This is a genomic window from Actinoallomurus acaciae (assembly GCF_042429965.1).
GTDB lineage: Bacteria > Actinomycetota > Actinomycetes > Streptosporangiales > Streptosporangiaceae > Actinoallomurus > Actinoallomurus acaciae.
This window is the reverse complement of sequence record NZ_JBHLZP010000010.1, coordinates 1-14,065: the sequence shown is the minus strand read 5'-3', so window position 1 is coordinate 14,065 and position 14,065 is coordinate 1. Positions and strand designations below refer to the sequence as shown.

General features: G+C 69.4%; 11 protein-coding genes, 1 tRNA gene and 1 pseudogene. 7 read left to right on the top strand and 6 right to left on the bottom strand.

Annotation, left to right across the window (positions count from 1 at the left end):
* Positions 1–139: 139 nt before the first annotated feature.
* Together ACFFNX_RS03055 and ACFFNX_RS03050 are read left to right on the top strand one after the other, a co-directional pair.
* On the top strand, positions 140–949 hold the full coding sequence (locus ACFFNX_RS03055; protein WP_378194677.1) for a sensor histidine kinase: 810 nt from the start codon (positions 140–142) through the stop codon (positions 947–949).
* Positions 946–1,623, top strand: coding sequence for a response regulator (locus ACFFNX_RS03050; RefSeq protein WP_378194674.1), 678 nt, complete (start codon positions 946–948; stop codon positions 1,621–1,623). Before ACFFNX_RS03055 ends, ACFFNX_RS03050 begins: the two co-directional genes overlap by 4 nt.
* A 45-nt stretch (positions 1,624–1,668) precedes the next feature.
* Here ACFFNX_RS03050 and ACFFNX_RS03045 read toward each other — a convergent pair whose 3' ends face one another.
* Positions 1,669–2,148 carry a response regulator gene (locus ACFFNX_RS03045; protein WP_378194671.1) on the bottom strand — a complete coding sequence of 160 codons (480 nt, stop codon included), beginning with the start codon at positions 2,146–2,148 and terminating at the stop codon, positions 1,669–1,671.
* Between the two features lie 201 nt (positions 2,149–2,349).
* On the opposite strand from ACFFNX_RS03045, the gene ACFFNX_RS03040 reads away from it, so the two are divergent.
* The gene (locus ACFFNX_RS03040; protein WP_378194668.1) at positions 2,350–5,199 is read left to right on the top strand and encodes a helix-turn-helix transcriptional regulator; all 2,850 of its coding nucleotides are present in this window, start codon (positions 2,350–2,352) and stop codon (positions 5,197–5,199) included.
* Between the two features lie 561 nt (positions 5,200–5,760).
* Here ACFFNX_RS03040 and ACFFNX_RS03035 read toward each other — a convergent pair.
* Positions 5,761–6,273, bottom strand: coding sequence for a hypothetical protein (locus tag ACFFNX_RS03035; protein ID WP_378194666.1), 513 nt, complete (start codon positions 6,271–6,273; stop codon positions 5,761–5,763).
* Between the two features lie 392 nt (positions 6,274–6,665).
* On the opposite strand from ACFFNX_RS03035, the gene ACFFNX_RS03030 reads away from it, so the two are divergent.
* Entirely contained in the window at positions 6,666–9,623 is a 2,958-nt protein-coding gene (locus tag ACFFNX_RS03030; protein WP_378194663.1) for a right-handed parallel beta-helix repeat-containing protein, read from the top strand.
* Between the two features lie 56 nt (positions 9,624–9,679).
* Here the strand turns inward: ACFFNX_RS03030 and ACFFNX_RS03025 are convergent, their stop codons facing one another.
* Positions 9,680–9,988, bottom strand: coding sequence for a hypothetical protein (locus ACFFNX_RS03025; protein WP_378194659.1), 309 nt, complete (start codon positions 9,986–9,988; stop codon positions 9,680–9,682).
* Between the two features lie 84 nt (positions 9,989–10,072).
* Here ACFFNX_RS03025 and ACFFNX_RS03020 point away from each other — a divergent pair, with 84 nt between their 5' ends.
* Positions 10,073–10,324 (top strand): tyrosine-type recombinase/integrase, encoded by a 252-nt coding sequence (locus ACFFNX_RS03020; RefSeq protein WP_378194762.1) that lies wholly within the window; start codon positions 10,073–10,075, stop codon positions 10,322–10,324.
* A gap of 61 nt (positions 10,325–10,385) precedes the next feature.
* Here the strand turns inward: ACFFNX_RS03020 and ACFFNX_RS03015 are convergent.
* Positions 10,386–10,475: transfer RNA gene (locus ACFFNX_RS03015), tRNA-Ser, on the bottom strand.
* A 231-nt stretch (positions 10,476–10,706) separates the two neighbouring features.
* Here ACFFNX_RS03015 and ACFFNX_RS03010 point away from each other — a divergent pair.
* Entirely contained in the window at positions 10,707–11,153 is a 447-nt protein-coding gene (locus ACFFNX_RS03010) for an SMI1/KNR4 family protein (protein WP_378194656.1), read from the top strand.
* A gap of 9 nt (positions 11,154–11,162) precedes the next feature.
* On the opposite strand, the gene ACFFNX_RS03005 is transcribed toward ACFFNX_RS03010, so the two are convergent.
* Together ACFFNX_RS03005 and ACFFNX_RS03000 are read right to left on the bottom strand one after the other, a co-directional pair.
* The gene (locus ACFFNX_RS03005; RefSeq protein ID WP_378194653.1) at positions 11,163–12,770 is read right to left on the bottom strand and encodes a fatty acid--CoA ligase; all 1,608 of its coding nucleotides are present in this window, start codon (positions 12,768–12,770) and stop codon (positions 11,163–11,165) included.
* 103 nt (positions 12,771–12,873) lie between these two features.
* On the bottom strand, positions 12,874–13,413 hold the full coding sequence (locus tag ACFFNX_RS03000; protein WP_378194650.1) for a SigE family RNA polymerase sigma factor: 540 nt from the start codon (positions 13,411–13,413) through the stop codon (positions 12,874–12,876).
* Between the two features lie 224 nt (positions 13,414–13,637).
* Here ACFFNX_RS03000 and ACFFNX_RS02995 point away from each other — a divergent pair.
* Positions 13,638–14,065 (top strand): annotated as a pseudogene (locus tag ACFFNX_RS02995) (hypothetical protein); the annotation flags it as partial.

Below are 14,065 nucleotides of genomic sequence, written 5' to 3'. Positions count from 1 at the left end.
CTTTCCTGCCTGGTCGGCGGGGAGCGGGCGGGCCGCGCCGGTACCCCCGTGGGAGGGGCGGCGATACTACGGCGGGAGCAGGTGGGAGCCCCTCCGCCGGAAGGATGGCAGCGGGGGACCGGGCACGTACGCTCTGAGGATGGGCACGGATCATGGCCGGGGCTGGCTCTACGGCACCGGCTGGCTTATCTCGGCGGGCGTCACACTGGTGGCGTTCCGCATGTGGCATCTGCACCTACGCGAGGTCGAGCAGCGCGCGGAGGAGGCGGAGCGCACCAGGGACGAGGTCGCACGGCGGCAGACGATGGAGGAGCGGCTGCGCATCGCCCGCGAGCTGCACGACTCCCTGACACACAGCATCTCCGTGATCCGGGTGCAGGCGGGCGTGGCGGCCCACCTGGCCCGCAAGCGCGGCGAGGAGGTCCCCTCCGCGCTGCTGGCGATCAAGGAGGCGAGCGCCGACGCCGCCCGCGAACTGCGCGCCACCCTCGACGTGCTCCGCAGCGGCGACGCCGACGGCGGCACCGGCCTCGACCAGCTGGCCGGCCTGATCGCCCGGGCGCAGGCGGCGGGGCTGACGGCGACCGTGACGGTGACCGGGACCGAGCGGCGGCTCCCGCCCGACGTCGACCAGGCCGCCTACCGGATCGTGCAGGAGGCGCTCACCAACGTCTCCCGGCACGCCGGCCCGGCCGACACGTCCGTACGGCTCGGGTACGGGCAGGAGACGCTGATCGTTCAGATCGACAACGACGCTCCGGGCTCCACCGGCGGCATGGACCCGGCCGATGGTGTGGAAGGCGGCCTGGAGCCGTCCTCCGCCCGGGGGCTGGGGCTGATCGGCATGCGCGAACGCGTCGCCGCCCTCGGTGGACGGCTCCACGCCGGGCCGCGCGAGCAGGGCGGCTTCCGGGTACGGGCCGAGCTCCCGATGCGGCCGTCCCCGTGATCCGGATCCTGCTCGCCGACGACCAGGCGCTCATCCGCAACGGCATCCGGATGTTGCTGGAGTCCGAGGACGGCATCGAGGTGACCGGCGAGGCCGCCGACGGGCGGCAGGCGGTCGCGCTGGCCCGGGAGCATCGGCCGGACATCGTCCTGCTGGACATCCAGATGCCCGTACTGGACGGGATCGAGGCGACCAGGCAGATCGCGGATGATGAGGAGCTGGACGCCGTCCGCGTGGTCATCCTCACCAACTACGGGCGGGATGAATACGTCTTCCGCGCGCTGCGGGCCGGGGCCAGCGGGTTCCTGCTGAAGGACACCGAGCCGGCCGACCTACTCCAGGCGCTGCGGGTGGTGATGCGCGGCGACGCGCTGCTGTCCCCCGCCGTCACCCGGCAACTGATCACCGAGTTCGTCGCCCGCCCGCCGGACACCCTCGGCACGGCGGGCCTGGAGGCCCTCACCAACCGGGAACGCGAGGTGGTGGCCCTGGCCGCGCACGGCCTGAGCAACGACGAGATCGCCGCGTCGCTGGTGCTCAGCCCCACCACCGCCAAGACCCACATCAGCCGGGCGATGACCAAGCTCGGCGCCCGCGACCGCGCCCAGCTCGTGGTCTTCGCCTACCAGTCCGGCCTCGTCAGCGCCCGCGACCCCGGCCGCCCGGCCGGCTGAATGCCGTAATGCCCGACCGCTTTCCGAGACCGCGCGGCGTCCGCCTCACGGTCCAGGCGGCGGGTAGAACCACGCCGTCGACCGGGCCTTCGTGGTCAGGCCGCTCCGGCGGCAGATCTCGCGTACCGCCGCCCGGGAGATGTCGAGTTTCGGCAGGAACGCAGCTGCGCCGCCCTCGGCGATCACGTCCGCGACCTCCTCCCGGTCGAGCGCGGCCGACATCAGGATCACGGTGATCGGTTCGGCGCGAGGTATCGCCGTGAGTTGCTCCGCGAGATCGAAGCCGTTCTCCTCGCCGAGAACGATGTCGATGAGTGTCACATCGGGCTGCAGTTCATCGTGCAGGCGGAGGGCCTGCGAGCCCGTCGAGGCGACACCGATGATCGCGATTTCTTCTCCTTCGAGCAGATCGCCGGCGACCCGGCGGAAGTGATCGTCGTCATCGACGATGAGACATCGAAGGGTGGAGGCTCCGGCGCCTTGGCCATGGGAGCCGAGGGTGGGTGAAATCATCGTCTCGTCCATGACCACAGTGCACTCCGGCGGCGCGCGCGGCGTATCACCCGGAGGGTGGGGTTGTGGAACCGCCTAGAAGAGCGTATCCTCCGGCGGCCCGATGAGCGCCCGAGTCCGGGCGCGTTTGCCCAGTTCATCGGCCCTTCATGGCCGCGAGGACCTATCGCTGAACGAACGTCCGCGGAGTAGTCTCCTGAAAACATGGGGGATATGTCGCCGTCAGTTGACGTCGACGACCGGGGGCTGTCGTGGCGCGGCTGGCGTGGCCGGGACCGGGAGTGGAGTGTTGTCACCCGGCTGCTACGAGCGGCCGAGATGGGTCGGGCCGGGGTCCTGCTGGTCGAGGGCCCGTCGGGAATAGGCAAGACTCGGCTGCTCGCGGAGGCGACGGACGCCGCGGCGGCGCGCGGGTTCATGATCGCCCAAGGCCGAGGGGACGAGCTGCGCCGGCTGGTCCCGCTGGCGCCCCTGATGTCGGCTCTCGGGGAGTCCCCCGGCACCCTGGGAGTTCCCGAGAGACTGGCCTCCTCGGACGCCGGCGACCTTCGGCTGTGGTTGCTGGATCAGCTACGGACTCGCCTGGAGCATCGGCTGATGCGCGGCGCGATGCTGGTCACCCTCGACGACCTGCAGTGGGCCGACCCCTCGACCGTACGGGCGCTGCGCTCGCTGCTGCCCGACCTGGCCTCCTACCCGGTCGTGTGGATACTGGCCCGTACGAGCGGCACGAACGACACCGATCTGAATCTCCTGTACGAGGTGCTGGAGCAAGAAGGCGCCAACCGAGTCGCGCTGGTGCCGCTGAGCGAGGACGCGGTCATCAAGGTCACCGAGGACATCCTCGGCGCGGCCCCCGAGTCCGACCTGCTGACACTGGCCGAGAGAGCAGGGGGCAACCCGTTTCTGCTCGTCGAGTTGCTCGACGGGCTCAGTGAGGAAGCGGCCGTCGAGCTGTCTCGGGGACACGCACGGCTCGCCTCGGCACGGCAGGCACAACTGCCGCAGAGGGTTCAGACGTTCGCACGGACACGTCTGGAGCGGCTGTCGTCACAGACCCGGCGCCTGCTCCAGGCGGCGGCGGTGCTCGGCCGTTCCTTCTCGGTGGACGATCTCGCCGACATGCTGGACGAGCCGGCCAACGAACTGCTGCTGGCGCTCGAGGAGGCGTTGACAGCCCAGATCGTGGTCCCCGCCGACGAGCTGCTGATGTTCCGGCACGATCTGCTACGGCAGGCGGTGATGGACGGCCTCCCCGTGTCCATACGCCGATGGCTGCACCTCAGGGCCGGGGAGACGTTGTTGAAACATGACGGCTCGGCGGTCATGGCGGCCACCCACTTCATGGTGCATGCCAAGCCCGGCGACGCGCGTATCCTCGCCGGGCTGGATCGCGCGGCGGCCGAAGTGCTCCCGTCGTCACCGCAGACCGCGGCCGAACTCCTCACCCGCGCTCTGGAGCTCACCGGCCGCTCCGATCCCGCCCGGTTCGACCGTACGGTGACCGCGGTCAGTGCCCTGACCGCCGCCGGAAGGCTGTCGGAGTCGGCCGAGCTGGCGCGCAGTGCGCTGGAGAACGCCCCGCACGGCCAGGCCGCCGGCCTGCGACACCAACTGGCGCTCATCCTGTTGATGAACGGCCGGTCGGAGGAGGCGGTGGTCGAGATCGAGAAGGTGCTCGCCCGGCGGGATCTCTCCGACGAGCTGCGTGACGCCGCCGAGCTGGCGTGGTTCGGGGCTCTCATCCTGCACAAGGACTTCTGGCAGGGCAGGCGGCGGGCAGAGACGATCACGGCCGACCCCGACGGGCACGGCGACGACGCCCGAGTGGGAGCGCTCATGCTTCTCCTGCACATCGCCTGGGCGGAAGGACGGATCGCCGATGGGTTCGGTCACATCCGCGATGCCGTACGGATCGCGCTCGGCGAGTCGAGTAGGACGCACGCCGCGACCCCGCGTCTCTTCCTGGCGGCCATTCTCCAGTGCATGCGTCACTTCGAGGAGGCCGAGACGGTCATCCGGGCCGCGGAGGAAGAGATCGAGGCGACGGGACAGACCGTGCACGCCGCCAACATCGTGTTCGTACGTGCGTACATGCGGCTCACCGCCGGCCGGCCCGATGACGCCGCCGCCGAGGCCGAGGCAGGGCTCGAGACGGCCGGAGAGCTGGGCACCTACGGGTTCACCCGGCTGGGACACGCCGTGCTCGCCATCGTCGCGCTGCGGCGTGGCGACCTGTCCCAGGCCGTCCGGCACATCGAGCGGTATCGCGCCCAGGCCGACGACAACGCCATACCGTGGGGATGGGGAACCTGGGCCGTGGCGCTGGTGACCGAGGCCGAGAGCGGCCCGGGGCGCGCGAAGCAGGTGCTCGGTGCCGACACACGGATGTGGCGCTGGCACCTGGGACTGGAACCCAGCCTGGCGGCCTGGCAGACACGAGTCTCGCTGGCCGCCGGCGACCGCGCGCTCGCCGTGGCGGTCGTCGACACCATCGAGGCACTCGCCCAGAGCAACCCCGACTTCCCCGCCCTCGCCGATGCGGCAGCGCACGCCCGCGGGATCCTCGACAACGACGCGGCGTCGCTCCGGCACGCCGGCGCCCGGCTCGTCGATCCATGGGCCCGCGCCTCGGCCGCCGAAGACCTGGGCGTCATGCTCACCCGTGGCACGGTCGAACCCGACTATCAGGCCGCCGTCCACAGCCTGGACCGAGCGCTTGAGGGTTACGAAAAGATCGGAGCCCTGCGGGATGCCGCTCGTGTCCGCGCGAGACTACGCGGGTTCGGACTCCGGCGCCGTCACTGGAAGCAGTCGGCTCGGCCCGTGACCGGCTGGGACAGCCTGACCGACACCGAACGCAGCGTCGCGACACTCGTCGCACAGGGCCTTACGAACCAGCGAGTCGCCGCACAGATGTTCGTCTCGCCCCACACCGTCAAATTTCATCTTCGTCAGGTGTTTCGTAAGCTCGACATCGGCTCACGGGTCGAACTGGCCAACGTCGCCGCCGGGCGACGGCCGGATACCGCGGCCCCCGGCCAAGGATCACCGAGGCGCTGAGCGGGCGATCGGGAGGCGGCGGCCCTTTACCTCATGGTCTCCTGAAAAACAACCCCACCCGATGGGGGATATGAGCGGTCGGCCCCTTCAGCGAAGATGTCGCTAGTGCCGCCGGGCTCGCGGTGACCCGACCGGCCGGACGTCTGGGGGGATTCGGCCGGGTCGCGGGGGGAGGTCATCGCTTCCTGAGCCGCGCGGCATCGAATGGTACGACCGGGCCCCATGCCGGGCGGGGTGGTTTGGGGCCCGGTCGCGGTCGTACCTGTTCCTGGCAGGAGATCCGGTGGATCGGCGTACGCGGGGAAGGCCCCACTGCCAAGATCCGTCGACGTCTGCGTCTGCACAGGTGGGCGAACGTCGGCGGACCTCGGCGGCTGTTATTCGATCTCGGCCACGAATGAGACCGGTTCGGGGATCATCCGCGTGTCCGGCAGAGACCGCCGGGGGCCTATCTGTGTCCTGCCAGGTGGCCGCGGACCCGGTCGGCCTGCGTGCTCGACGAGTGCGCCTCGCGCACCGCGTCGACCCGCGGGTCCGTCCGGGAGTCCGCAGCACCACTGCTCATTGCTCGCGCCCCTTGTGGGGCTTCGTCGCCTTGCCGGACGGGGTCGTGCAGGGCGCCTCGCCGGTCGCACCGCAGCGCGGGCACGCGGCGGGCGCCGTGGTCGGCTCGGTCGTCGCTTCCGCGGCCGGTTCGGGGGCCGGTTCCGGGTCTGCCTCCGGCTCGGGGGCCGGTTCCGGGGCGGCCTCAGTGGCCGGTTCCGGGGTCGCCTCGGAGGCCGGTTCCGGGGTCGCCTCGGACTCGGTGGCCGGTTCCGGGGCCGACTCGGCGGCCGCCTCGGTCGTCGCTTCCACGGCCGCCTCGGTGGCCGGTTCCGCGGCCGGTTCGGGCTCCGGCGTCTCCTCGGTCGTGGACGCCGCGGGCTTCTCGTCGTCGCGGCTCTGCTCGTGCTCTGCGCTGTCGGGCTGCGCCGGGGCGGGGTCGGCCGCTTCGTCGACCGGGTGGCCGGTCGAGCCGGGCTCGCTTCCCTTTTTCTGTCGGATGTACGTCTTGACGCGGTCGATGATCTTCACGGTTGGGGGGCTCCTTGCGTCGGGTACCGGGCCGCGCGGGCAGGCTGGACACGGTCTCTCGGATCGCGTCGGTGCGCTCGGCGTCGACCTGGTCGCGCTCCTCGAAGGTCATCAGATCGTAAGGCAGGCCGCGACTTTACTCGCCCATGAGGAGCCCCTGTCGGTGACATCGTACTGAAACGGGAGGAATCCGTCCCGGTCACCGGGCCTGCCATGGTCCCAGATCCCTCGTACGAAACGGAGCGGCCCCTGCTGGTCGAGGTCGTCCAGGCCCGGCGGCACGACTGCGACGACCCGCGTGAGCGCGGTGAGTGGCAATTATGGCGGTACGGGGGTCATCTGTGGTGAATTATCGGTGGTGGATTCATTTTGACCGCTCAGGGGGACTTCCGTTGCCGGACTTTGTCGTATCCCAGACGAATCCACAGGCGTTCCCGACGATCGCCGACGCGGCGAAGGCCTTGGGGCCGCCCGGGGAGCGACTGCGCCACATCGCCGTGGAGCCGGGCGTCTACCGTTCGGACGCCCTCAAATACTGGGGGAACGCGGTGATCACCGCGGTCGGCGGTCCTGGAACGGTCACGGTGGACTGCGCCGGAAGCTACACGCTGCGGATCGAGGGCCATGTCACCTTGCGGGGCCTGACGTTGCGCAACGGGAACGCCGAAGGCGTCCCCCTGGAGGCGGCAGGCGGCACTCTGATCGTCGAACAGTGCGACTTCGTCAGCAGGTCGAGCCGTGCGATCAGCGTGTGGAACAGAGCCGAACTCTTCGTCCGGGACAGCCGTGTTCACGGCGGTGGCATCGTCTACTCCGACTCCGCCGGTCTGGTCGAGCACACCGAGGTGTTCAACGCCGACCTGTGCGGGATCGCCATCCGCAACGGAAGCAGGGTCACCGTTCGAGACTGCCGCGTCCAGCGTGCGGGCGAGCACGGCATCTGGGTCTCCGAGGGCTCGACACCGCTGATCGAGCGCTGTGAGATCGAGGACTCCACGGCCGCGAGCATTCTGGCGCAGGGGCGCGCCAAGGCCACCATCCGCGACTCCCGCCTTCGTACGTCGGGCCAGAGCAGCCTGGTGGTCCGTGACAACGCCTCCGCCACCGCCGAGGACTGCCTCGTCACCGGATCAGGAGCCGACGGCGTGTGGGTCACGGCCAACGCGACGCTGACCGCACGTTCCGTGCACATCGAGGACGGCAGGCGCAACGGTGCGGTGGTGGACGAGCTCTCCACCGCCACGTTCGAGGACTGCGACATCACGCAGGCGACGAGCTGCGGGCTGGCGGTGAGCGGCGCGGGCACGGCACGGTTCACCGGGGGCACGATCACCAAATCCCAGTTCGGCGCGTCGGCTGCGAACGAAGGAGTGCTCACGCTCGACGGAGCCAAGGTGTCGCACAACAAGAGCATCGGCGTCGCCGTGGACCCGGGTGCCAGAGCGGTTCTGCGCGACTGCACCATCACGGGCAACGCCGGCCAGGGCATCGTCACGACGGCCGGCTCGCAGGTACGCATGGAACGGGTGAGCTCCGAGGCGAACGGCGCCGACGACATCATCGAAGTCGACATCGGCGGCGGTGCCGTCGATTCCACCACCGCCGCGACGGCGCCTCCGCCGGAACCCGCCGCCGTCGCGCCCGAGGCCTCGGGCGCGACGCTGGAACCGGGCGTTGACGAACTGCTCGCCGAGTTGAGCGCGATGGTGGGCCTGGCGGAGGTGAAGCGCGAGATCGGCAAGCTGGTCGGCCTCCTGCGCATCGCCGAGCAGCGCAGGCAGGCAGGGCTGCCGCAAGGACCGGCGATCGGCCGCCACATGGTCTTCGCCGGCGCCCCCGGCACCGGTAAGACGACGGTCGCCCGCCTGTACGGACGGCTGCTCGCCGCTCTTGGTGTGGTCCCCACCGGGCAGTTCACCGAAGTGTCGCGCCGGGAGCTGGTCGGGCAGGTGCTGGGTGAGACCACGCAGAAGACCGCGGCCGTCTTCACCCAGGCGTTGGGCGGAGTGCTGTTCATCGACGAGGCGTACACCCTGTCCCGCCGCTTCGGCACGGGCACCGACTTCGGGCAGGAGGCCATCGACACACTCGTCAAGCTCATGGAGGACCACCGCGACGAGATCGTCGTCATCGTCGCCGGTTATTCGGCCGAGATGCGCACGTTCCTGACGGCGAATCCCGGGCTGAAGTCGCGCATCTCTCGCACCATCGAATTTGAGAACTACAGCCCGGCCGAGTTGACGAGCATCACCGAGGCCCTCGCCGCGCAGTACGGTTTCCGGTTCACCGAGCAGGCGCAGGCGTCACTTCTCGCCCACTTTCAGCGGGCCCGGAGAGACGAGACCTTCGGCAACGGCCGGGAGGCCCGGCGCATCTTCGAGGCCGTCGTCGAACAGCAGGCGCTGCGACTGTCCGGCCAGGACGGCCGCGCGACGGCCGAGGAACTGACCCTGCTGCTGCCCGAAGATCTCGACGGCGTCGTCGACACCGGCCTGAGCACCAGGCTGGGCGAGGTACGCGACGCGGGACAGCTCCAGGCGATCCTCGACCGGCTCAACGCGATGATCGGCCTGGAGGCGGTCAAGAGCCAGGTCCGTGACACCATCGATCTGATCGCCGCCACTCGGCGCAGACGGCAGGAGGGCTTGGACGCCGCACCGATCTCCAGCCATCTGATCTTCGCAGGCCCGCCCGGCACCGGGAAGACCACGGTCGCGCGGCTCTACGGGGAGCTCTTGGCCGCTCTCGGCGTGCTGGCCCGCGGCCACTTCATCGAGGCCTCCCGAGCCGACCTGGTCGGCCAGTACCTCGGCCAGACCACGCAGAAGACCACGGCCAAGTTCGACGAGGCGCGTGGCGGGGTCCTGTTCATCGACGAGGTCTACACCCTCGCGCGACAGTTCGGGGCGAATGCCGACTTCGGGCAGGAGGCCATCGACACACTCGTCAAGCTCATGGAGGACCACCGCGACGAGGTCGTCGTCATCGTCGCCGGCTACACCGACGAGATGGCCGGCTTCCTCGCGGCGAACCCCGGGCTCGCGTCACGGTTCTCCCGGACCATCGCCTTCGCCCCGTACGGCCCGGACGAGCTGGTCGACATCTTCGCCGGCATCGCGAAGTCCTCCGGCTTCGACGTCCCCGACAGTACGCGCGCCGCCATCCGCGACCACGTGACCGATCGGACCGAAAGGTTCGACCAGGGAAACGGCCGCGAAATCCGCAAGCTCTTCGAAGCCGCCCAGACCGCACACGCCCGCCGCATCACCCGGCTGGAGCGCGGCGGATCTCAGGCGACCCGCGACCAGTTGCGCACCCTTCTTCCCACGGACATCGAAGAAATTCGCTGAGCTCAGGTCCTGAAACCGCCGTTGTACCTGGGCCAACCGTGCGGGCACGGCCACGCCTAAGAGGCTGACCGCCTGTCCTCATTGATCAACTCTGCCATCTGGATCAAGCGGCGGACGTATACCGCGCCTTCGCCTCGCAGACGGGGAAGGATCCTTCGAAGAGCGCGGGCGCCGTGGTGGAGGACGTGGGACCGCTCCTCATCCAGCACGCCACGGCTTTTCACGTAGACCGAGACGCATCCAGCCATTGCAGCGTCGATCCCGACCACGTCACCGTCATCCACTCGGTAAAGATCATCAGGCCACGGTGCACCGAGATGTCCGGCCCACAACACCGCGACCTCGTCAAAGATCGTTTTGTTCATCCAGCCGAGACTATTGACGTGATCTTCTCTTCTGAAGACTCACGCGGCCACGCACCCGGCTCCGGAGGGCGGTAACCCAACCCGATCCGCCGCACCGAGGACTGGCGTGAGTGGAAGACCGTCCTCAAGAAGGCCGGCGTCCGCGACGGCCAGCTCCACGACGCCCGGCACACCGCGGCCACGCTCCTCATCGAGCAGGGCGTACACATCCGCGTCGTCCAAGAGATCCTGGGCCATGCCCGCGTCACGACGACGGAGCGGTACACGCACGTCGCCTCTCCACAGGTCCGGGACGCCAGCGCGCTCATCGGCTCAGCCCTCTGGGGGACCGAATGAGACCACAAGATCAAAAGCACCCCCTCCAGTGCTCACGCCACCGGAGAGGGTGCAGGTAGAGCGGAGGCTCGGGGATTTGAACCCCGGATGGACGGTAAGCCCAAACCGCATTAGCAGTGCGGCGCCATAGACCGGACTAGGCGAAGCCTCCTGGTAGCCCTCAGGCCGCACACAGGGTACCGGTCAACCGGGTCTCCCGGCAAAGTGGATGGCTCGGTCCCCGGCGCATCGTTGGTCATCGGGCGGAACATTGGCCTCATTTCGCGCGTCCCACCATGTACCAGGCTTTACAGACGAACGGACCGGGGGTGGCATGGAGCGGGCGAGTGACAGCGTCCTGGTTGGGTTGTCGGCCGACGAGCGGGTCAGGACGTGTCTCGCGATGGTTTCCGACGGCACCACGGCGTCGGAGAACGACATCCAGGGGCTCAGCGGCGATCTCATCCGGCAGGTCGATGACGACCAGCCTGCGCCGTTGGCGTACGCCTACCGGTGTTTTCTCGAGCAGGCGGGGGCCGGGGCGGGGCGGTTCCTCCAAGGATGTGACGTCTTCCACCCCGACGTGCTCGGGTTGCGGCGGGCCGCCGATGAGCTTCTGGCCGGAACAGGCCTCTCGCTCACCGGCGAGGACCGCGTCATCCTCATGCATCAAGGGGTTCAGTTCGACTTCCTCCGCGGCGGAGGCGAGGATCCCGAGGTCTGGTCCTACGGCGAGGATGACACCGCTCCCACGCTCAGCCACGCGCGGTTCACCGACTGGCTGCTCGCCAACGTCCAGGAGCAGACCCACGCCTGGGCGCACTTGGCATACTGGCCGAAGATGCCCTGACAACGCCAGTCAGGAATCGGCCCGTACGACCTCCAACCCGCCGTCCGCGTACATCTGGCGCAAGGTCTTCTTGGAGAACTTGCCCACCGAGGTCTTGGGCACCTCGGCGATGAAGGTCCATCGCTCCGGCAGCTGCCACTTCGGCACTCGCTCGGCCAGGAAAGCGCGCAGGTCCGGCGCGGAGGTCTCCGCGCCCGAGCGCAGGACGACCGAGGCCAGCGGGCGTTCCTGCCAGCGTGGGTCCGGTACGCCGACGACCGCGGCCTCGATCACGTCCGGGTGGGCCATCAGGTGGTTCTCCAGGTCCACCGAGGAGATCCACTCACCGCCGGACTTGATGACGTCCTTGGCCCGGTCGGTCAGGGTCAGGTAGCCGTCGGGGGAGGCCGTGCCGACGTCGCCCGTGCGCAGCCAGCCCTCGTTGAACTTCGAGGGGTCCTCATCCTTGTAGTACGCCGCGGTCACCCACGCGCCGCGTACCTCGATCTCGCCGACCGCGGCGCCGTCCGAGGGCAGCACGCGGTCGCCGTCGCCGACCACCCGGGCCTCCAGGCCGCTTATGACGCGTCCCTGGCTCGCGCGGTACGGCCACGGGTCGGCGACGCCGGGCGGTGGGTGGGCGATCGAGGCGAGCGGTGACGTTTCGGTCATCCCCCACGCCTGCACGATGTGCACGCCGAGTTCCTCGAACGAGCGCATCAGCGACTCCGGCACGGCCGAGCCGCCGCACACCACCAGCCGCAGCGCGCTCAGGTCCGAGTCGTGCTCGCGGGCGTGGCGGAGCAGGTCGTTCCAGATCGTCGGCACGGCGCCGGACACCGTCGGGCGCTCGTCCTCGATGAGACGCGCCAGCGCCTCGGCCTGCAGGAACCGGTCGGGCATCACCAGTGACGCGCCGGCCATGAGCGCGGCGTACGGGAGCCCCCACGCGTTCGCGTGGAACATCGGGACCACGGGCAGCACCCGATCCGCGGCGGACAGCGCGAAGGCGTTCCCGGTGCAGGCGGCCATCGAGTGCAGGTACGCCGAGCGGTGCGAGTAGACGACGCCCTTGGGGTTGCCCGTGGTGCCGCTCGTGTAGCACATCGCCGCGGCCTGGCGTTCGTCGATCTCGGGCCAGTCGTACGTGTCGGGCGCCGCGGCCAGCAGTTCCTCGTACGAGTGCAGCGTCTTGCCCGAGGAGGACAGCGCGGACAGGTCGGCGTCGCCGATGACGATGACGTGCCGTACGGTCTCCATCTTCGGCAGCACGGACGCGAGCAGCGGCACCAGCGAACCGCTGACGATGACGATCTCGTCCTCGGCGTGCCCGGCGATGTAGATGAGCTGGTCGGCGGACAGGCGGACGTTGAGAGTGTGCATGACGGCGCCCATCGAGGGGATCGCCAGGTACGCCTCGAGGTGCTCGGCGGTGTTCCACTGGAAGGTCGCGACCCGCTGGTCGGTGTGGATGCCCAGGTCGCGCAGGGCGTTCGCCAGCCGCGCCGCGCGCCGGCCCAGCTCTGCGTACGAGACGCGGCGTACCCCGTCACCCGTGAAGGTGGCGACCTCGCCGTCGCCGAAGACCTCGGTGCCGTATCGCATGATCGATGAGATGGTCAGTGGATAGTCCTGCATCGTGCTCCACACGGCGGCCTCCACGCTCGAGGGTGGTGAATCGGATTCTGTCCCGAGCGTGCGCGGTTGTCAGCAGTTCACGATCACCGATGCGAGATCACGGTCATTCGAGTGAGGCGAGTTCGCCGGCGGCCTCGTCGCGCAGCTTGGCCATGGCGCGAGAGACGGTGCTCTTGACCGTGCCGACGCTGACGCCGAGGGTCTCGGCGATCTCGGTCTCGGTCAGATCCTCGTAGTAGCGCAGGACGACGGCGGCGCGCTGGCGGGCGGGCAGCCGGTCGAGGATGCGGTCCAGGCCGTCGCGGAGCTCGCTGCGGCGCGTGTGGTCGGCGATCGGGGTGTCGGGCAGTTCGTCGGTGGGGTACTCCTCGAGCTTTCTGCGCCGCCACCACGAGATGTTGATGTTCACCATCGTGCGGCGCACATAACCGTCCAGCGCGCCGCGGTCGTTGATCCGCTCCCAGGCGAGATAGGTCTTGGTCAGCGCGGACTGGAGCAGATCTTCGGCGTCGGACCGGTCCGCGGTCAGCAACATGGCCGCACGCAGCAACGTCGGCCGCCGCGCGGCCACGAAGTCGTGGAAATCGTCCTGCGGTAGTGCGCCCACGTGACCGTCCGGAAGGCTGGGGAGTGCTGTTGCCACCAGGCCTGACGATCGCATGAAGATCGTAATTATGGACCAAGTCGAATCTCATATTCCGGTCAACACGCCACGCCACATCGCGAATAATTGTCACGTATTTCCGATGAGGTTCATTGGTTTATTTGGACAAAGGAGTCGACAGGAGGAGGGCTCGGGGTAAGTGTTGACATGCAGTCTTACTCAACGCCTGACGACTTACGATCATCGAAGCTCCGGAGACCCCCATGCCGTCGCCCACCCGCGATCTCGTCCTGCGCCGACGCCGGCTCCGCGAAGCCGTGTCCGGCGACCGGGCGTCCGAGCCGTACGACGCCGGCACCCGTCCCCTGCACGGCGTCGAGGGCACCGTCGTCGACGCCAGCCCGCACCTGCTCGTCCTGTCCACACCGGACGGTGAGGAGGTGCGCATGCCGATCGCGGCCGACGTCTTCGTCTGGCACGCGGGCCGGGCGGGGGTGAGCGCCCTCCGGCCCGGCCGCGACGTCGTCGTGCGCCCGTCCGGCACCGGCGGCACGGTGGCCGAGCGCGTCTGGGTCGACATCGCCCGCGTGACCGGGGTCATCGCCGACCGGTCCGGGCGCGCGATCGAGGTCGACTCCGGCCCTCACCGCGATCGCACGGCGCTGGTCATCCCGGCCGAGGCCATGACGCG